A 17,212-nucleotide genomic window follows, 5' to 3' on the forward strand; every position below is an offset into this window, starting at 1 on the left:
CTATGAGGGATTCATTTATATGACAACTAGTGACGAACTATCCACCGAGCCCAATTCGGAGAGCGTTGAAAAGCTTAAAGAAAACATGACCCGTGTGGAGGAGTTAAGCAAGCGTCTGGCGGATGTCATGTCCCGGAAGGTGCCGCATAACCCGGCATTGGACGGTCCGAATCAAGAACTTTATGCACGTGCAGCAACCGCCTATTGGGCGGAAGCGGTGCAAAACCCGGCCAAATTCCTGGAGCAGCAGGTCGAATATTGGAGCCAGTCGGTGCTGAATTTTGCCGAAGCACAGAAAGCCTTGGCAGGAAAGGCGGAGAGCGTGAATGACGGCGGCCCCAGGGACCGCCGTTTTTCAAATCCGCTTTGGGAGAGCAGCCCTTACTTCAACCTGATAAAGCAGCAGTACATGACCAATGCCGATGCGATCCGCAAAGCGGTGCAGGGTGCGGCGGATCTGGACCGCAAGGACAAGCAGCGGCTGACCTATTTTGCCGATCAGATCATTGAAATGATGGCGCCGACCAATTTCCTGCCCACAAACCCGGATGCGCTGGAAAAGGCGGTGGAAACAGAAGGCCAGTCGCTGATCGACGGGCTGGAAAACCTGGTGACGGATCTGGAGGCCAACAATGGCGAGCTGGTGGTGCGGCTGGCGGATGAGAGTGCCTTTGAGCTGGGAGAAAACATTGCCACCACACCCGGGGATGTGGTGTACCGCAACCGGATGATGGAGCTGATCCAGTACCAACCAGCCACGGAAACCGTGCATGAGACACCCATCGTTCTGTTCCCGCCCTGGATCAACAAGTTCTACATTCTCGACCTCAAGGCACAGAACAGCCTGATCAAATGGGTGACCGAGCAGGGCTATACGCTGTTTGTGGTCTCCTGGGTCAATGCCGACGCCAGCCATGCAGACGTGGGCATGGAGGATTACATTCAGGAAGGTTTCCTGACTGCGATTGAGACCGCCAAGGAGATCTGCAAGGTCAAACAGGTCAATGCGGTGGGCTATTGCATTGCCGGCACCACGCTGAGCCTGTCGCTCTCGCTGTTGAAGCAGCGCGGTGATAAATCGGTGAAATCAGCGACATTCTTTACTACGCTGACAGACTTCGGTGAGCAGGGGGAGTTCACTCCGTTCCTGCAGAATGACTTTGTTGATGGCATCGAGGCGCAGGTGGAAGAAGAGGGGCTGCTGCGCTCCTGGGTGATCGCGCGCACCATGTCGTTTCTGCGCTCCAAGGATCTGATCTATGGCCCGGCTGTCAAAAGCTACATGATGGGAGAGACCCCGCCGGCGTTTGATCTGCTGTACTGGAACGGCGACGGCGCTAATCTGCCGGGCCGGATGGCGATCCAGTACCTGCGGGGCCTCTGCCAGAACAACGAATTTGTCGGCGAAGGTTTTGAGCTGATGGGCCACAGGCTGCACATCAAGGACGTGGATGTGCCGGTGATGGCAGTGACCTGCGAGACTGACCATATTGCCCGCTGGAAGGACTGTTACGCGGGTGTGCAGCAGATGGGCGCGCGCAGCAAAACCTTCATCGTCTCGCAGTCCGGCCATATCGCTGGCATCATCAATCCGCCGAGCAAGAAGAAATACGGCCATTACACCAATGATGATTTGAAAGGCGATCAGGAGGCCTGGATGGTGGCGGCAGCGTTCCACGAGGGCTCCTGGTGGCCGCGCTGGAATGAGTGGCTGAAGAAGCGCTCAGGCAAACAGGTTCCGGCCCGAAACATCGGGGATTCGGGCTTTCCATCCTTGGTTCCGGCCCCGGGGACTTATGTGAAAGTCAAGGCAAGTCGTTGAATTTATGAGTTTTACGATATTTTTTCTGCATTGCAGCGAGAAAAATCTTGAAATGCTGCGATGCAGAAACGATATTCCCCTCATGCTGAAGAGCGCAGGATGGTCCTGCTGCAGCTTTCTGAGGAATTAGAACTATGGCAAAGACCCAAGACTTCACCGCGATGATGAAAGACTTCATGGGCGCATTCCCGGTCGACACCAAAGCGATGGAAGACGTGTTCAAGAACACCGCAGCCCTGAACGAGAAACTGTCCGCTGTTGCGCTGGACGCAGCTGGCAAGTCCGCTGAGATTTCCAACAAGTGGACCAAAGAAACCCTGTCCAAGCTGGGCACCGTGTCCAAGGTACAGGAAGATCCGGCTGATTACGCCAAAGTCGCAACCGATTTCGCTTCCGCTTCCGCTGAAGTGGCTGCCGAAAACATGGCTGCCTTTGCTGAGATCGCCAAGAAGGTTCAGATGGACACCGTCGAACTGATGATGGCTGCCGGCAAAGACGCAACCGAAGAAGCCAGCGCGGCTGTGAAAAAGGCCACTGCTGACGTGACCACCGCAGCCAAGAAAGCGGCTGCGAAGTAAGAATATCCGCGGACCGGCTTTGGTTCTCCTCCCTGACAGGCGCCGGATCGTGAAGAAGGGCAGGCCGCAAGGCCTGCCCTTTTGCATGTCTGCTGATCCGGCTCGTCAAAGGCGGCGCTGACCACCCCGCGGACCGGGCGCTGGAGGGGGGCGAGACACAGATCTCGCCGGGGGTTGCAAGGGTTTTCGCTGCTTCAGAATTGCGCCTTGCGGAAGTCCCTGTGGCGGGGGTGCCAGCCTGTCAGGCTGCGCAGCCTATGCGATGCCATCTGCTGGTCCAATGTGGGCCCTTCTGCCCAATCGCCGTATTTGTTCAGAACATGTTTCAGGCTGCGCACCACATAGCCGGCGTCATGGCGGTGGCGGCGGGCGATTTCAGCGGTGATGTCCCCCACCGGCACACCGTGTTCCGCGCTGGCGTTGAAGTGTCCGGTCAAGGCCGGGGTTTCGAGCAAAAGCCGGTAGGCGCGGGCCAGGTCGTCGCGTTGCACCAGGGGCCAGCGGGTGGCGATGCTGCCCCAGATTTCAATTGGTGCAGCCCTGCGGGCGGCCTCCAGATAGCGCGAAAACACGCCCCCCTCCTGATGGTAGACCATGGCGGGATGGATCACCGCCGCTGAAACTGAGGGGCAGGCCAATATTCTGGCGGCGTTGTCTTTCATCCAGACAAATGGAGAGATCGGGCGCATCAGGCTGGTTTCATCTGCGACCCGGGGGCCGGTGGCGCCATACAGCCAGCCGCCGCCGGTGTAGATCATTCGTAGGGGATCGGGTCGCAAGCCCGCCTGCCTGAGGATGGCGTTGACTGTCAGGCTGTCCGCCTCCCCCATATCGGGAGCAAAAGTTGCGGCAATCTGGATGAGGCCATCGCATCGGGCAATTGCACGCACCCATGTCCCGGGATGCCGCAGATCACCGCGCAAGGGGCGTGCCCCCAAAGCGGTGAGAGCCGCATCGGAGCTTTCCGACCGGCTCAGCCCTGTGACCGAATGCCCGTGCCGGACCAGTTCCCGGGTAACGGCGGTGCCAATGGAACCCGTTCCGCCTAGGATCAGAATGTTCATTTCTGGTGTTCTCCTGCTGCTGGAGTCTGACTGCAGGCTGTATCTCTAAAATCTCAAGCCGGGTTGAGGTCAAGCGGTTTGGCAGTGATTTTGGGCAGGCTGCCGAGAACAAATGTTGCGGGAAACGCTCTGAGGCTTCCCTTTTGTTCTGCGCTGGCATAGGCTTTGCTGCAATGCATCATTGCCGGGAGGGAACGGATGGCGGAACAGGAAAAACCCTTGCTGATCAAACGGTATGCGAGCCGCAGGCTCTATAACACCGAGACCAGCGATTATGTCACGCTGGAGGATATTGCAGGGTTCATCCGGGAAGGGCGCGAGGTGCAGATCGTTGATCTGAAAACCGGCGATGACCTGACTCGCCAGTATCTGCTGCAGATCATTGCCGAGCATGAAAGCCGCGGCGAAAACGTGCTGCCGGTGAATGTGCTGAACGATCTGGTCCGCAGCTATATGGTGCCGGGCGGCGGGGTGATGCCGCAGTTTTTGCAGACGTCCTTTGATATGCTGCGTGAAAGCCAGTCGAAGATGGTGGAAAACATGAATGCTATGAACCCGATGGCAAGCATGCCCGGGTTTGAGGCGATGAAGGCGCAGCAGGAAGCGTTTTTGAAAGCGATGACCGGCGGATTTGGCGCCGGGGGCTGGACCGGCGGCGCGCAGCAGGAAGAAAAGCCTGAAAGCGGCGGCGAAGATCTGGATGACATCAAAAAGCAGCTGGCCGCGCTGCAGGAAAAACTGTCGAAGATGAAGTGACCGCCGCAGGTCCGGGCGCATCCGGGCTTCCGGGGCGCTCCCGCCTGTTCAGAGGCATTCGGGGAATGCCTTTCACAGTTGGGCGTGGCACCGCTGGCGCGGTGCCTGTTCTTCTGCCGCTGGCGAAAGACGTTCAAGTGCAGGGCGGTCGCGCAGGAAGCAAGGGGATCAGGAAGCACCGGAGGCGGGAAGCACCGGGATCAGAGAGCACCGGGTGCAGGAATTGATTTTCAGGACGATTTGATTTTCAGGACGTTGTGCAGCCTGTGATAGGGGGCATTCTGAATGAGATCCTCCAGATCCCCGGTTTCAGGCTGGGGCCGTGCCCGGTAGACCAGATAGACACTGGCAGCAAAAGACAAGGTGCAGGCCCCGGCAATTGCGCTGACGATGACAGTCTCCAGTCCCATGTTTACTCCCAAGGCTTCAAACATGCTGTTCTCCGGCTTCTCTGCCAATATAGGCAGGATGGATTGAAATTTCCATATCACTTTTTGCTTTCGCTGGCTCTGGCAGCTTCCAGGACGTGGCGGGCGAGGGTTTCGGCGGTTTCACGCTCTTTTGCGTTCACGCGCATGCGGCCTTTGCCGCCAAGCCGGGACGCCGCGGCAAAGATGAAGCCCGAAAAGGAAAGCAGGGTCAGTCCGAAGGCATGGCCGCCTGTCACCGTGCCTGCAATGGCGGCACCAAAGCTGGCCAACAGCGCACCGGCGGCCAAACGCTGCGCCCATTGGCCAATGATCTGATCCGCGTCACGGTCCTGCGCTTCGGCCTCGCCGGCTTCGGCTGCAAAGGCGCCTAGAAGGTCGGCAACAGTCAGGCCGCTGTCTGGATCGTTTGAGGCCCGGACCGCAGCCAGAAGCGCGGCCCGCTCGGCACGGCTGGTCACAACAGCGCGGATGATCCTTGCCAGATCCTGATCCGGAACTGCATCGCCCATGCTGAGCGCATTTGCCATAGCCACCAGGGCTGTTGCCGGGCGGCGTTCAAATTCGGGACGCGGTGTCATTGCCGCAAACTGGCGGCTGCACGCAAGGATTGCAATCACGAAAAACTCCGGCGCGGGGCCGGGGCTGCATGGGGGCGGAGACAAAGGGACTCAGGCGGCGGCCTTGCCCATGGTTTCTGCCGCAGCTTCCAGCAGGATGCCGACAATCACGTCCAGTTCCGCCCGGGTCAGCCGCACCGGCAGGCGCACATCGCAGGCCTTCATCAGCATGGCGCGGGTCTGCGGCAGGTCGGGTTGGGGGCGCAGGAACTGCCAGTTCCAGAAGGCACGGGCGTTGTCCATAGAAAGGCCGAAAACCTGAACCTTGACGCCCTTGGCTTCGGCTGCAGCTGCAAAGGCGCGTGTTTGATCCTCGTTGAGGTCCGTGAGGTTGAACTGGATCGAATCCGGTGCCCGGCGTTCCGGGGCCAGCGGTGCCGGCACGTCAAAAAACGACGCGGCATTCAGCCGCTCTGCCACATAGTCATGGTTGGCAAGGCCGTCGCGGACCCGGCGCGCCAATTCCGGCAGCTGCGGGCGGATCACGGCGGCGGACAGGTTGTTCATCCGCAGGTTATAAAGCGGCAGCAGATTCTGCCATTTGGCAAAGGCCTGCTCCAGATCCGGAGTGTTTTCCCCCTGCGGGCCTCGGTGTTTTTTCCAGTTGTGCTCATAGGCGCCGGACATGATCACGGCCCGCGCGATCAGGTCGGCGTCGTCGGTGATCAGGATGCCGCCTTCGCCGGCATTGACCATCTTGTAGGACTGAAAGGAGAAACACCCCAGCTTGCCGATGGTTCCGATATTGCGACCGTTCCAGGTGGTGCCAAGCGAATGGGCTGCGTCTTCAATCACCGGGATGCCACGGGCATCGCACAGCGCCATGATCGCATCCATGTCCGAGGTGTGGCCGCGCATATGGCTGATGATCACGGCTTGCACATTGTCCAGCTTGGCTTCGAAATCAGCCATGTCGATCCGGTAGTTGTCCGCCACTTCGCACAGAACCGGCACACAGTCCGCATGCACCACCGAGGATGGCACCGCCGCAAAGGTGAAGGCGGGGATCAATACCTGCGCGTCGCGGGGCAGGCCAAGCGCCTTTAGCGACAGAAACAGTGCCGCCGAACAGGAGGAGACAGCCAGCGCGTATTTGCTGCCCAGAAGTTCTGCATATTCCCGTTCCAGCAGGGTCACGGGCGCGTTTTCAGGCGCGGTGTAGCGAAACAGATCGCCAGACTGCAGCAATGTGTCGATGGCCTCGCGGGCGGCAGCGGGAATGGGTTCAGCGTCATGAACGTTGGGCGGCAGAGCCATATTTCAAAATCCTGAATGGTTTATTTTGAAAATTTAAAACTAACTTTGCAGGATGCCAAGAGCAGACGCCGCGGAATTTGCGGCGTCTGGAAAGTTTTACTGAATTGTTGCGGAGTTGCGCGGAAATCGGCCGGACAGGAATTAAATGCCAAGCCTGTCGCGCAGGGCAAACCAGGTCATCGCCAGCATCAAAAGCGGCGAGCGCATCCGCGGTCCGCCCGGAAAGCGCGGGGCAGGGACGCGGGACAGAGTGTCGAACCCTTCGGCCTGCCCCTGGATGGCCTGCGCCATCAGCCAGCCCGCATGGGTGGCAGAGCCGACACCGTGGCCGGAATAGCCAGAGGCGGTCAGCACATTGGGCGCCAGCCGGGCAAGATAGGGCATCCGTTTCATGGTGATGGCCAGTGTTCCGCCCCATGCATAATCGACCTTAACGTCCTTGGTGTGCGGGAAAATCTTCTGCATCGGTTTGCGCACCGTGGCCTCGATATCGGCGGGGAAACGGTAGCCATAGCTTTCGCCGCCGCCGAACAGCAGCCGCTTGTCATGGCTGAGCCGGAAATAATTGACGACAAATTTGGTATCCGCAACCGCCACATCGCGGGCGAGAACACGCGCGGCGTCATCTCCCAGCGGTTCAGTGGCAACGATGAAATTGTTGATCGGCATCACCCGCGCGGCGACCTGTTGGTTCAGCCCGCCCAGATAGCCATTGCAGGCCAGAACAAGGTGTTGTGCTGTGACTGTGCCGCCAGCAGTCCGCACCCGGATCTGCGGGCCGTCCTCGATGTCCAGAACTTCGCTTTGTTCGCAGATCGTCGCTCCGGCGGCCGTTGCGGCCCGGGCAAGGCCCAGAGCGTAATTCAACGGGTGCAGATGTGCAGCCCCCATATCCAGTGATCCCCCCTTGTATGCGGGGGACGGGCAGATGGCGTGCAATCCGGCCTCATCCAGTAGCTGGATCTGATCGTAGCCATAGCGGCGTTGCAGGTGTTCTGCATAGGCGTGCTCATGGGCGGCTTCGCTCTCGGAAAAACAGGCGTGCGCAATGCCGGGCTTCAGATGGCAGTCGATAGCATGCCGCGATATCAGGGATTTCACCAGGTTCTTGGCATCTTCGCTGAGCTGCCAGAGTTTGCGGGCATCAGAGACGCCCATCAGCATTTCCAAGCCGTCCTGATCCATCCGCTGGCCGCTGCCAAGCTGGCCGCCATTGCGGCCCGAAGCGCCAAACCCGGCCCGGTGGGCCTCCAGCAGCACAACCCGTAATCCGGCCTCGGCCAGATGCAGGGCTGCAGACAAACCGGTATAGCCGCCGCCGACAATGCAGACATCAGCGGTCGCATCCCCGGAGAGCGCCGCAAAGCGCTCAATCGGGGTGGCCGTGGCTGCGTACCAACTGTCTGGATATTCGCCCTTGCGGTCATTGGAATAGAGCAGGTTCATGCCCATAACACACCTCTAACGGTTACAGGCGCCTCTGCGGGCGGCCTGCAATTCTTCTATGTCCCAATATTCAATTGCAGGGGCGCTGCGCCGCAGCACAGCGCCAAAAGGATTACACGTTCATCAGCAGATGCTCGCGCTCCCAGGGCGAGATCACCTGCAGAAACTCCTCATATTCTGCGCGTTTAACGATGGAGTAGACGCGGGCAAAGTCCGGACCCAGCACTTCGTGCAGCTCCGTTGCCGCGTCAAACAGATCCAGCGCCTCGCCCATCACCTTCGGAATATCGCCGTCGCCTTCGTAGGCATCGCCCTTGAACTGCTTGCGGGGACGTTCTTCCTTGATCAGGCCGAGGTAACCGCAGGCAAGGGACAGGGCAATGCCCAGATAGGGGTTGCAGTCCATGCCGGCGATGCGGTTTTCCACGCGCCGTGCCTCTGGGCCGGACAGCGGGACGCGGATGCCTGTGGTCCGGTTGTCGCGGGCCCATTCCAGATTGATCGGAGCGGCTTGCTCCTTCACATAACGGCGGTAGGAGTTCACATAAGGCGCCATCACCGCAAGCCCGGCGGGCAGATGGTTCTGCAGGCCCGCGATAAAGTGGTAAAACGCATCGGTCTCACCGCCCTGAGGGCCGGAGAAGATGTTTTCACCGGTCTCGGTATCCAGGATCGAATGGTGAATATGCATCGCCGATCCGGGTTCATTCTCGATCGGCTTGGCCATGAAGGTGGCAAAGCAATCATGGCGCAACGCCGCCTCGCGGATCAGCCGTTTGAAGTAAAAGACCTCATCCGCCAGTTTGACCGGATCTCCATGGCGCAGATTGATCTCCAGCTGGCCAGCGCCGCCCTCCTGGGTGATACCGTCGATCTCAAAGCCCTGCGCCTCGGCAAAGTCGTAGATGTCGTCGATCACCGGGCCAAATTCATCCACCGCAGTCATCGAATAGGCCTGCCGCGCCGCCGCGGGGCGGCCGGAGCGGCCCATCATCGGCTCGATCTCCTTGGCCGGGTCGATGTTGCGGGCGACCAGGAAGAATTCCATCTCCGGTGCCACAACCGGTTCCCAGCCTTTATCGTGATAAAGCTGGACCACCCGCTTCAGCACGTTGCGCGGAGAGAAAGGGATCGGCTTGTCATCGCGGTCATAGGCGTCGTGGATCACCTGCAGGGTCCAGTCGCCGGTCCATGGCGCCGCCGTCGCAGTGGACATGTCCGGCTTCAGGGTCATGTCCTTTTCGATCCAGCCGTCCTCATCCGCGGCATCAGCCCAGTCACCGGTGATGGTCTGGTAAAAGATGCTGTCGGGCAGATGAAAGTAATCGGTCTTTGCGAATTTCGAAGCCGGTACCGCTTTGCCACGGGCGATACCGGGGAGGTCCGAGATAACGCATTCGACTTCGTCGAGACGACGCCCCTCCAGATAGGCTTTTGCTGCTTCGGGCAGGGTGTCGATCCAGGCTGACATCAGGTCCTCTCTTTCCGGTAAAACTTTGCGAGGAAGGTTGCGATTTCAGGGTTGTCCACGGGGGCGTCCAGCTCGGCGGCTGCACGGTCCAGCAGGTCATCGGGCACCACGCCGCGGCCGCGTTTTTCAATCAGGCCGCCGACAAAGGCGCTGGGGAATTCAGGGTGAGGCTGCCAGGAGATAATGTGGTCGCCATAGGCAAGGATGCCGTTTTCACAGAACGCGTTGCCGCCCAGCACGCGGGCGCCTTCGGGGCGTTCAACCACCTGGTCCTGGTGCCAGGCGTTAAGGGTGAGCGGCTTGCCGTCAACCTCATAGGTGACGCGGCCCACGGCCCAGCCGCCGTCGAATTTTTCGACCCTGCCGCCAAGCGCCTGGGCGATGATCTGATGACCAAAACAGATGCCGGCCAGCGGCTGTTTCCTGGCGTTGATCTCGCGGATCAGATCCTCCAGCGGCGGGATCCAGGCGTGGTCCTCATAGGCGCCGTGGCGCGAGCCGGTAATCAGCCAGGCATCGGCCTCATCGGCGCTGGAGGGAAGAACGCCATCGACAACAGCCCAGGTTTCAAACTCAAAACCATTGCCATCCAGCATGTCACGGAACATTGCGTCATAGTCGCCAAAGGACCCGAACAGGTCTTTGGGGGAGTGGCCGGTTTGCAGAATGCCGATTTTCATGTGTCACCAAATTTGATCAAATTGAGCCTAGCCGAGGATGCTTGACCGGGCAAGAGCCAAACACGCGCCTCGGGCAAAGCGGTTCTATACCGCTTCCAGCCAGGACAGCCAGTGGGTCTCTGGCGGGCGCTCCGCAAAGCCCGCCAGTTCCTGTCGCTTGGTCATCACCAGATTCCGGATGGCAGTCTGGGGTAAAATGCGGGCAATCAGGGGATCTGTCTCGAACCAGTTGATCGCGGTTTCCCAATCAGCGGCCAGCTGCGGCAGCCCTTCGATTTCGTAGATGTTTCCGTCAGAGGGGGCAGGAGGCTGCATCCCGTCTTCGATCCCGACCATCGCGGCACCCAGCACAGCCGAGAGCATCAGATAGGGATTGATGTCGCCACCAGCCACCCGGTGTTCGATCCGGCGCGCCTTTGGACTGCCGCCGGGGATGCGGATTGCCGCGGTGCGGTTTTCATAGGCCCAGGCGGCGCTAATGGGCGCATGGGCCCCTGGCACCAGCCGGTCATAGGAATTGCCGTGCGGTGCGAAGATAAGCGAGCTGGCAGGCATGGCTGCCAGGCAGCCGGCCACTGCCTGCCTTAGCAGGTCGGAACCTGTTGCGCTGCCGTCATCAAAGATGTTCTTTCCGTCCTGATCCTCAACCGAGAAATGCACATGCATTCCGTTGCCGGCTTCCTGCGCATAGGGTTTGGCCATGAAGGTCGTCGCAAACCCATGCTTGCGTGCAACCCCTTTGGCCAAAGCCTTAAACAGCCAGGCATCATCCGCGGCGCGCATGGCGTCTTGATGGTTGAGGTTAATCTCGAACTGGCCCAGACCAGCCTCTGAGATCGCTGCCTGAGCCGGAATGCCCATGCTTTCGGCGCCGTCGTACAGATCGGTAAAGAACGCGTCAAAAGCATCAAGTTCGGAAATCGAAAGCACCGATTGCTGGTCCAGCTTGCGGCCGGTCAGCGGATCGGCCGGCGGCGCCGGGGCGGGGCCGCTGTCATCCAGCAGGCAGAACTCCATCTCGGTTGCGGCTAGGACAGTCCAGCCGCGCGCGGTGTAGCGCGACAGAACATCGGCCAGCACGTGGCGCGGATCCCCTAAAAAGGCTGCGCCATCCTCCCAGTACATAGACATCGGCACCAGCGCCGAGGGCGTTTTGAGCCAGGGCATCGGAACAGCGCCCCGGTCCGTTGGGGTAATCACGCCGTCGGCATCGCCGGTTTCGAAAACCAGCGGGCTGTCTTCGATATCACGACCCCAAAGATCAACATTGAGCGCCGAAACAGGCATCCGTGCGGCGCCGCTGTCCAGCTTGCCGGCCAGGCTGGCAGGCATCCGCTTGCCACGCATCTGGCCATTCATGTCACAGGCAGCAATACGGATGGTCTTCAGTCCGGACAGGTCCATTGGGGGCTCCATGAATACGTTCCGCCAACCCTAGCGTAAGGAGATCCATTCGCCAAGATAATTTGATCAAAAGTTTTGAGCGATGTTCTAGAGGCTGGCTTTCCCAATTGAAGACGCTGTTTCGGCCGAACTATTGCGGGGGCCAAAACAAAGAATGGCTCCCGTAGGAGCCATTGCCAGAGTTCAGCGGATCAGGTTTGCGCGCCAGCGGATTTTCTTGCGCCGTTCCTGCGGCAGGTGCCTGTTCAGCTGCCTGTTCACAAAGCCAAACAGGAGAATGATCACCAGCGTCAGCAGGATGAAGTAGAACGCCAGGATCGGGTAGGGGACAAACGGGTTGAAGGTTTTGTCCGCGAAATAGCTGGCGTAGTAAAGCGCATCGCCCTTTTGCCGCCAGGCGGGAAAGCCCGAGAAGAACACCAGCGTGGTCGCATGGAACAGAAAGATTGCCTCGTTCGTATAGGCGGGCCATGCCAGCCGCATCATGGTCGGGAAAGTGATACGGCGAAACCGCTTCCAGCCGGTCATGCCATAGGCGTCGGCAGCTTCGATGTCGCCTTTGGGAACCGACAGCAGCGCGCCATAAAAGATTTCGCCTGAATAGGCGGCGGTGTTGCAGAACAGGACGATCAGCGCACCCAGCCATGCCGAGGTGAACGGGTCAAAGAAGCTGGAAACGCCCTTGAGATTGAGAAAGCAGGCATAGGCAAAGAAGAACTGAATGAACAGCGGGCTGCCGCGGAAGATGAAGATGAACCACTCAGCCGGTTTGCGCCATGCCGGATTGGCGCTATTTTTGCCGACGGCCAGAGCTACCGCAAAGAAAAAGCCGGTCAGCAGAGCCACGAAGCCAAAGTAAATGTTCCAGATCATGCCGGAGCCGATCAGGGTGAAATGTTCGCACAGGGTGTATTCGCCCTTGGGCAGCAAACGTTCGCCAAAGCCGATAGAGCGGAAGGCATAGGCCTGGATGGTTTCGACGCAACTCATGCCGCTGCCTTTCTTTGTGCTTCGCCTGCTGCGGTGGCCTGCCCCTTGGTCAGGCGGGCCATGATCCGGCCCAGAACGACCTCGGACACTTTGGTGAAGCAGAGATAGAAGACCAGCAGGGCAGCAAAATACCAGACGTGCCAGTTCGGGTGCGGGTAAGCGGTGAATTTGGCAGCTTTGGTGCCGCCCAGTTCGCGGGCCCAATAGACAATATCTTCGACACCCAGCAGGAACAGGAGCGGCGTAGCCTTGATCAGCACCATCCAGAGGTTGGAGAGACCCGGCAAGGCATAGACCCACATCTGCGGCACCAGAATACGCCAGAAGGCCTGGCGGTTGGACATGCCATAGGCCTCGGCGGTTTCGATCTGGGCGCGTGGCACCGCCTGCATCGCACCGTAAAGCACATTGGCAGCAAAGGCGCCGAACACGATGGAGAATGTCAGCACCGCCAGGAAGAACCCATAGGTTTCATGAACCCACTGGGGGGACGAGGAGAGCGGCAGCTTGGCCGCGTCGCAGACCACAAAATCGATACCCTGACGGATCGGCTGATCCCAATCCGGGCATTTCACCTTGTGGCGCATCCACTCAAACGCCTGATCGAGCGCAATGACAAAGAAAAGAAAAAAGGCGATATCAGGTACACCGCGCACGATGCTGGTGTAGCCCTTGCCAAACCAGCGCAGCGGCAGAAACTGCGAGCGGGCAGCACTGGCAGCGCCAAAGCCGAACAGCAAAGCTGTAGGCGCGGTTATCGCTAGCAGGGTCAGAACCACAATGACCGAGATGTAAAGGTTCACATGCTTGCCCGTGGTCAGGTAGCAGCTGAGCCAGCTCAGCCCCTCAAGCGTGGATGGGTCCGTGCAATAGGAAAACATGTATGAGCCTGTCTTTCTCGGTTCACGCCCGGCGCACCGGTCGCCGGAAGAGAATGAATGAGGCCCGCGTGCTGCGGCTCGCGGGCCTGCAGATCCCGAAACGGGATCAGATTACCACTGGGAGGACACTTCCCATTTGGCGATCAACGCGTTCAGCGAGCCGTCGTCCTTCATCGACTGGATCGCCGCGTCGAACTTGCCGCGCAGCTCCTGGTCGGATTCACGGACGCCCATGCCGACACCACCGCCAAGCGCTTCCTGGCGTTCAAGCATCACCAGGCCGTCGCCGATCACGGAGTCAAGGAAGCTCTTGTCGGCCAGCACCGCGTCTGCTTCGCCGTTGCGCACAGCTGCCACAGTTTCTTCCGGGGTGGCAAACTCGACCAGGGTCCAGCCCTGATCCGCGATGAAGCCGGCCTGAATGGTGGTCGCCTGCGCCGCGACAACGCCGCCCGCCAGGTCCACGTCAGCGGACAGGGCCACATATGCGGACGGATCCGGCGGCGTGTAGGCCTGGGTGAAGTCGATGACTTCGTCGCGCTCGTCGGTGATCGACATGCCGGCGATGATGGTGTCGTAGTTGCCGGAAACCAGGTTCGGAATGATTGAGTCCCAATCGTTCTTGACCCATTCGCAGGTCAGTTCGGCACGTTTGCACAGCTCATCGCCCAGCTCGCGCTCAAATCCGTCGATTTCGCCGGCGTCATTGACGAAGTTCCACGGCGCATAGGCGCCTTCGGTCCCCATACGCACGGTGTCCGCCAGGCCCATGCCTGCGGTCAGCGCCAGGGCGGCAGTGCCAAGGATCAGTGATTTCATGTGCTTACTCCCATTTTGGTTGGTTTTTGATCTTATTTGTGCAGCTCAATGAGCATGGCGGGTGGACGACAGGAAGGCCCGCAGCCGTTCAGACCGGGTGCCGCCAAAGACTTCGTCCGGGATGCCTTCTTCTTCGATCAGGCCCTGATGCAGGAAGACAATATGGCTGGATACGTCAGCCGCCATCTTCATGTCGTGGGTGACGATCAGCATGGTCCGCCCTTCGGCAGCCAGATCCTTGATCACCTTGATCACTTCCTGTTCCAGCTCAGGGTCCAGCGCTGACGTCGGTTCGTCGAACAGCAGCGCTTCGGGTTCCATGCACAACCCGCGTGCAATGGCCGCGCGCTGCTGCTGGCCGCCGGACAGCTGGGCGGGGTAGACGTTGCATTTGTCGCCGATGCCGACCTTGTCCAGATAATAACGGGCTTTCTCTTCAACCTCGGAGCGGTCACGGCCAAGCACGGTGACCGGCGCTTCCATCACATTCTGGAGGATGGTCATATGCGCCCAAAGATTGAATTGCTGGAAAACCATCGACAGGTTGGTACGAATACGCAGCACCTGCTTGGCATCGGCAGGGCGGCGCGCCAGACCCTGGCCTGCCCAGCTGACCGGCTCGCCTTTGAACAGGATCTCGCCCTTCTGGCTATCCTCCAAAAGGTTGCAGCAGCGCAGCAGCGTAGACTTGCCCGATCCCGAAGATCCGATCAGCGAAACCACGTCGCCCTTATGGGCGGTGATATCAACGCCTTTAATCACTTCCAGCTCGCCATAAGATTTATGCAGGCCGCGGATTTGCAGAACAGGCGTTGTATCGGTCAAGGTGTGTTTGTCCCTGTGCGTGGAAAGTTGTTCTTATTGGACCGAAAAAAAGACTGAATGCAATGTTCAAACCGTACAAACTGGCTTGTCAAACGTCAAAACGGCGGGTTCGACCGCTCATTTGGACAGGAGCGTTACGTCAGCTGAACTGCCCGGATGCGCTGTTCGGTCAGCACTGGGCCGGGGGGCGTCGGCACCGCCAGATAGTCGGAAGGGGTGAACCGCACCAGGCTTTTCAGGTGCAGGCAGGCCTTAGTCTCTGCATCCAGTTCGTAAATCGCCGTCTCGATGGCGGCAAACAATTCGTCTGTGTCCCTGCCAGGCGCTGTGATGTAGGGCAAGGTCGGCGTCGGGTCTGTGCGCTCGATCTCACATAGATCGCCAGCAAAAGCGTCGTGGTCCTTGATCAGCTCCCACGACAGCGCATCAAGCGAGGCAAAGTCGGCGCGGCCCTCAGCGACGGCTTCGGCCGACTTCCGATGGCCGCCGGTTTCCAGCAGCGTACCGGGCAGGATGCCACGGTCGTGCATATGCACCATCGGCGCAGCCCAGCCCGATTGCGACAGAGGCTCGTTATAAGCAAAGCCGCGGGTGGAAAAGGTGGATAGCGGCTGGCCTGCATCTTCCTGGCGAGCCACAAAAACACTGTTGTAATAGCCGGGTTCGCAGCCGGGCAAGCCATAGTCGGGTGTGCCCACCAGTTCCACCTCGCCATACAGCCGCGTGCGGTAGGGGCAGCCACAAGTCTGCGACAACAGCAAATCCGGCGATGTCCACACCTGCCAGAAATCGCCCCCGCGGGTCAGCTGGTCCGGCCCGCCGCTCAGATGCTTGCGGATTGCAGCCCAGAATCTGTCATTTGCCGCGGCGGTTTCCGGACGGTCGTACATTCCGAGATGGGCGATCATTCAGCAGCCTCTGCCCGTTTGCGCGCCATGGCACTGTCCACGTCCGAAACCCCAAGCAAGCTGGCAGACAGCCGCAGCAGCGCATCCTCGTTTGCGTCCCGGTGCCCGTCCGCCAGTGCCACCTGCCACAGCGCTTCAATCACGCCGGTGCGGTCTTCATAGGCCACCGCGTCCTTGATGGCACGGGTAAAGCGGACTGTATCGGGGGCCTCTGCTTCCATCGCTTCGGCCTGTTCACGCAGGATCAGCGTGCCGCCGGTGTCCAGCCCGTACCGGGTGGTCAGAATGCGGTCGATGCGGTCTTTCTCCATCTCGGAGTAATTGTGATCCGAACGCGCGATCCTCACCAGCAGGGCCGTCAGCGCCAGCCGGGCATCTTCATTGTCCAGTCGGGCAGGCGCCGGATCAAGCAGCCGCTGCAAAAGTTCCTTGAACATCAGCTGTCCTCCGCTGTGCCTCTGAATTTCGCTACCGCGCGTTCGCGGGCCTTCTGGCTGTCGGCATAGGAAAGCCCCATGGCCTTGCGCGCGTCCTCAATGATCGTGATTTCACCTTCGTGCTCATACCCGTCTGCCAGCACAACTTCCCACAGCGCATCCAGCGCTGCCAGCCGCTCCTCAAGACCCGTGGTCTCGCGGATCAGGCGGCCAAAAGTATCGGTCTCTGGCGCAGCAGCATGCAGTTTCTCGCAGGTGGCGCGCACCTTGGCGGCTTCAATGGCGTTGTGCTGGTAAAGCCGCGCGAGAATCCGGTCGATCAGGCTGATCTCCTCCAGAAGATACGCGCGGTCTGATTGCGCGACCCGCACAAGTAGCGCCCCCAGGGCCAGTTCGGCATCCGGATCCGGCAGCGCAGGCGGCACTGACGGGCGGAACGCTTGAAAGAATTTCTTGAGCAAAGGCATTTTCAGACCTCAGGCAGAACAGAAGGGCAGGCGGGTTCAGCCGCTGTAGCCTTCGATGATGTGCATATCACCCGTGGCAACCAGATCGCGAAAGGCTTTTGCGTCCTGGTAGCCAACGGAATCATAGCAGGCTTTGGCGGTTTCGAAATCTTTGAATTCCAGGACCACGGTGCGGGCCCGAAAGGCGCCTTCGCGCACCTCCCGCTCGCCGCCACGGATCAGGAATTTGGCGTCAAACTCTTCCAGCACTGGCCGCGCAGCATCAATATAGGCCTGGTAGCGCTCCATGTCGCGCACATCCACATGTGCAACCCAGTATCCTTTGGGCATGAGCCGCAGCCTCCCGCTGTTATTATAGT

19 protein-coding genes are annotated in these 17,212 nt (G+C 59.7%); 3 read left to right on the forward strand and 16 right to left on the reverse strand.

Annotated elements, in window-relative coordinates:
- Positions 1–19: 19 nt before the first annotated feature.
- Both ACP151_RS10685 and ACP151_RS10690 read left to right on the forward strand, forming a co-directional pair.
- Positions 20–1,822 (forward strand): PHA/PHB synthase family protein, encoded by a 1,803-nt coding sequence (locus tag ACP151_RS10685; protein WP_424978891.1) that lies wholly within the window; start codon positions 20–22, stop codon positions 1,820–1,822.
- A gap of 134 nt (positions 1,823–1,956) precedes the next feature.
- Positions 1,957–2,400, forward strand: coding sequence for a phasin family protein (locus ACP151_RS10690; RefSeq protein ID WP_424978892.1), 444 nt, complete (start codon positions 1,957–1,959; stop codon positions 2,398–2,400).
- A 194-nt stretch (positions 2,401–2,594) separates the two neighbouring features.
- On the opposite strand, the gene ACP151_RS10695 is transcribed toward ACP151_RS10690, so the two are convergent.
- Positions 2,595–3,464, reverse strand: a complete 870-nt coding sequence (locus ACP151_RS10695; protein ID WP_424978893.1) for an NAD-dependent epimerase/dehydratase family protein — start codon at positions 3,462–3,464, stop codon at positions 2,595–2,597.
- Between the two features lie 198 nt (positions 3,465–3,662).
- Here ACP151_RS10695 and phaR point away from each other — a divergent pair, with 198 nt between their 5' ends.
- Complete coding sequence (phaR, locus tag ACP151_RS10700; RefSeq protein ID WP_424978894.1) at positions 3,663–4,220, forward strand: polyhydroxyalkanoate synthesis repressor PhaR; 558 nt, start codon at positions 3,663–3,665, stop codon at positions 4,218–4,220.
- 230 nt (positions 4,221–4,450) lie between these two features.
- On the opposite strand, the gene ACP151_RS10705 is transcribed toward phaR, so the two are convergent.
- From ACP151_RS10705 to ACP151_RS10775, 15 genes are all read right to left on the reverse strand, one after another.
- Positions 4,451–4,654, reverse strand: a complete 204-nt coding sequence (locus tag ACP151_RS10705) for a hypothetical protein (RefSeq protein WP_424978895.1) — start codon at positions 4,652–4,654, stop codon at positions 4,451–4,453.
- 53 nt (positions 4,655–4,707) lie between these two features.
- A complete protein-coding gene (locus tag ACP151_RS10710; RefSeq protein WP_424978896.1) occupies positions 4,708–5,229 on the reverse strand; it encodes a hypothetical protein in 522 nt (173 codons plus the stop codon).
- 90 nt (positions 5,230–5,319) lie between these two features.
- A complete protein-coding gene (locus ACP151_RS10715; protein WP_424978897.1) occupies positions 5,320–6,525 on the reverse strand; it encodes a DegT/DnrJ/EryC1/StrS family aminotransferase in 1,206 nt (401 codons plus the stop codon).
- A 141-nt stretch (positions 6,526–6,666) separates the two neighbouring features.
- On the reverse strand, positions 6,667–7,977 hold the full coding sequence (locus ACP151_RS10720) for an NAD(P)/FAD-dependent oxidoreductase (protein ID WP_424978898.1): 1,311 nt from the start codon (positions 7,975–7,977) through the stop codon (positions 6,667–6,669).
- A gap of 106 nt (positions 7,978–8,083) precedes the next feature.
- Positions 8,084–9,442, reverse strand: a complete 1,359-nt coding sequence (locus ACP151_RS10725) for a glutamine synthetase family protein (protein ID WP_424978899.1) — start codon at positions 9,440–9,442, stop codon at positions 8,084–8,086.
- Entirely contained in the window at positions 9,442–10,122 is a 681-nt protein-coding gene (locus ACP151_RS10730; RefSeq protein ID WP_424978900.1) for a type 1 glutamine amidotransferase, read from the reverse strand. Before ACP151_RS10730 ends, ACP151_RS10725 begins: the two co-directional genes overlap by 1 nt.
- Positions 10,123–10,206: 84 nt before the next feature.
- Positions 10,207–11,526, reverse strand: a complete 1,320-nt coding sequence (locus ACP151_RS10735) for a glutamine synthetase family protein (RefSeq protein ID WP_424978901.1) — start codon at positions 11,524–11,526, stop codon at positions 10,207–10,209.
- A 183-nt stretch (positions 11,527–11,709) separates the two neighbouring features.
- Complete coding sequence (locus ACP151_RS10740; protein ID WP_424978902.1) at positions 11,710–12,516, reverse strand: ABC transporter permease; 807 nt, start codon at positions 12,514–12,516, stop codon at positions 11,710–11,712.
- Positions 12,513–13,397: an ABC transporter permease gene (locus ACP151_RS10745; RefSeq protein WP_424978903.1), complete on the reverse strand. Its 885-nt coding sequence runs from the start codon at positions 13,395–13,397 to the stop codon at positions 12,513–12,515. Before ACP151_RS10745 ends, ACP151_RS10740 begins: the two co-directional genes overlap by 4 nt.
- Before the next feature lie 111 nt (positions 13,398–13,508).
- Positions 13,509–14,216, reverse strand: a complete 708-nt coding sequence (locus tag ACP151_RS10750; protein WP_424978904.1) for a transporter substrate-binding domain-containing protein — start codon at positions 14,214–14,216, stop codon at positions 13,509–13,511.
- Positions 14,217–14,261: 45 nt separating this feature from the next.
- Positions 14,262–15,041 carry an ABC transporter ATP-binding protein gene (locus ACP151_RS10755; protein ID WP_424978905.1) on the reverse strand — a complete coding sequence of 260 codons (780 nt, stop codon included), beginning with the start codon at positions 15,039–15,041 and terminating at the stop codon, positions 14,262–14,264.
- Positions 15,042–15,175: 134 nt separating this feature from the next.
- Positions 15,176–15,949 carry a phosphate/phosphite/phosphonate ABC transporter substrate-binding protein gene (locus tag ACP151_RS10760; RefSeq protein ID WP_424978906.1) on the reverse strand — a complete coding sequence of 258 codons (774 nt, stop codon included), beginning with the start codon at positions 15,947–15,949 and terminating at the stop codon, positions 15,176–15,178.
- Positions 15,946–16,386 (reverse strand): TerB family tellurite resistance protein, encoded by a 441-nt coding sequence (locus ACP151_RS10765; protein ID WP_424978907.1) that lies wholly within the window; start codon positions 16,384–16,386, stop codon positions 15,946–15,948. Before ACP151_RS10765 ends, ACP151_RS10760 begins: the two co-directional genes overlap by 4 nt.
- Positions 16,386–16,847: a TerB family tellurite resistance protein gene (locus ACP151_RS10770; RefSeq protein WP_424978943.1), complete on the reverse strand. Its 462-nt coding sequence runs from the start codon at positions 16,845–16,847 to the stop codon at positions 16,386–16,388. Before ACP151_RS10770 ends, ACP151_RS10765 begins: the two co-directional genes overlap by 1 nt.
- A gap of 42 nt (positions 16,848–16,889) precedes the next feature.
- Entirely contained in the window at positions 16,890–17,183 is a 294-nt protein-coding gene (locus ACP151_RS10775; protein WP_424978908.1) for a DUF1330 domain-containing protein, read from the reverse strand.
- Positions 17,184–17,212 lie beyond the last annotated feature (29 nt).

It is taken from the genome of Leisingera sp. S232, from assembly GCF_049800895.1.
GTDB lineage: Bacteria > Pseudomonadota > Alphaproteobacteria > Rhodobacterales > Rhodobacteraceae > Leisingera.

Excerpts from the sequence above, each read along its gene's own strand:
- ACP151_RS10685 (WP_424978891.1), top strand. The coding sequence starts at position 20 with ATGACAACTAGTGACGAACTATCCACCGAGCCCAATTCGGAGAGCGTT.
- ACP151_RS10690 (WP_424978892.1), top strand. The coding sequence starts at position 1,957 with ATGGCAAAGACCCAAGACTTCACCGCGATGATGAAAGACTTCATGGGC.
- ACP151_RS10695 (WP_424978893.1), bottom strand. The coding sequence starts at position 3,464 with ATGAACATTCTGATCCTAGGCGGAACGGGTTCCATTGGCACCGCCGTT.
- phaR (WP_424978894.1), top strand. The coding sequence starts at position 3,663 with ATGGCGGAACAGGAAAAACCCTTGCTGATCAAACGGTATGCGAGCCGC.
- ACP151_RS10705 (WP_424978895.1), bottom strand. The coding sequence starts at position 4,654 with ATGTTTGAAGCCTTGGGAGTAAACATGGGACTGGAGACTGTCATCGTC.
- ACP151_RS10710 (WP_424978896.1), bottom strand. The coding sequence starts at position 5,229 with ATGACACCGCGTCCCGAATTTGAACGCCGCCCGGCAACAGCCCTGGTG.
- ACP151_RS10715 (WP_424978897.1), bottom strand. The coding sequence starts at position 6,525 with ATGGCTCTGCCGCCCAACGTTCATGACGCTGAACCCATTCCCGCTGCC.
- ACP151_RS10720 (WP_424978898.1), bottom strand. The coding sequence starts at position 7,977 with ATGGGCATGAACCTGCTCTATTCCAATGACCGCAAGGGCGAATATCCA.
- ACP151_RS10725 (WP_424978899.1), bottom strand. The coding sequence starts at position 9,442 with ATGTCAGCCTGGATCGACACCCTGCCCGAAGCAGCAAAAGCCTATCTG.
- ACP151_RS10730 (WP_424978900.1), bottom strand. The coding sequence starts at position 10,122 with ATGAAAATCGGCATTCTGCAAACCGGCCACTCCCCCAAAGACCTGTTC.
- ACP151_RS10735 (WP_424978901.1), bottom strand. The coding sequence starts at position 11,526 with ATGGACCTGTCCGGACTGAAGACCATCCGTATTGCTGCCTGTGACATG.
- ACP151_RS10740 (WP_424978902.1), bottom strand. The coding sequence starts at position 12,516 with ATGAGTTGCGTCGAAACCATCCAGGCCTATGCCTTCCGCTCTATCGGC.
- ACP151_RS10745 (WP_424978903.1), bottom strand. The coding sequence starts at position 13,397 with ATGTTTTCCTATTGCACGGACCCATCCACGCTTGAGGGGCTGAGCTGG.
- ACP151_RS10750 (WP_424978904.1), bottom strand. The coding sequence starts at position 14,216 with ATGAAATCACTGATCCTTGGCACTGCCGCCCTGGCGCTGACCGCAGGC.
- ACP151_RS10760 (WP_424978906.1), bottom strand. The coding sequence starts at position 15,949 with ATGATCGCCCATCTCGGAATGTACGACCGTCCGGAAACCGCCGCGGCA.
- ACP151_RS10765 (WP_424978907.1), bottom strand. The coding sequence starts at position 16,386 with ATGTTCAAGGAACTTTTGCAGCGGCTGCTTGATCCGGCGCCTGCCCGA.
- ACP151_RS10775 (WP_424978908.1), bottom strand. The coding sequence starts at position 17,183 with ATGCCCAAAGGATACTGGGTTGCACATGTGGATGTGCGCGACATGGAG.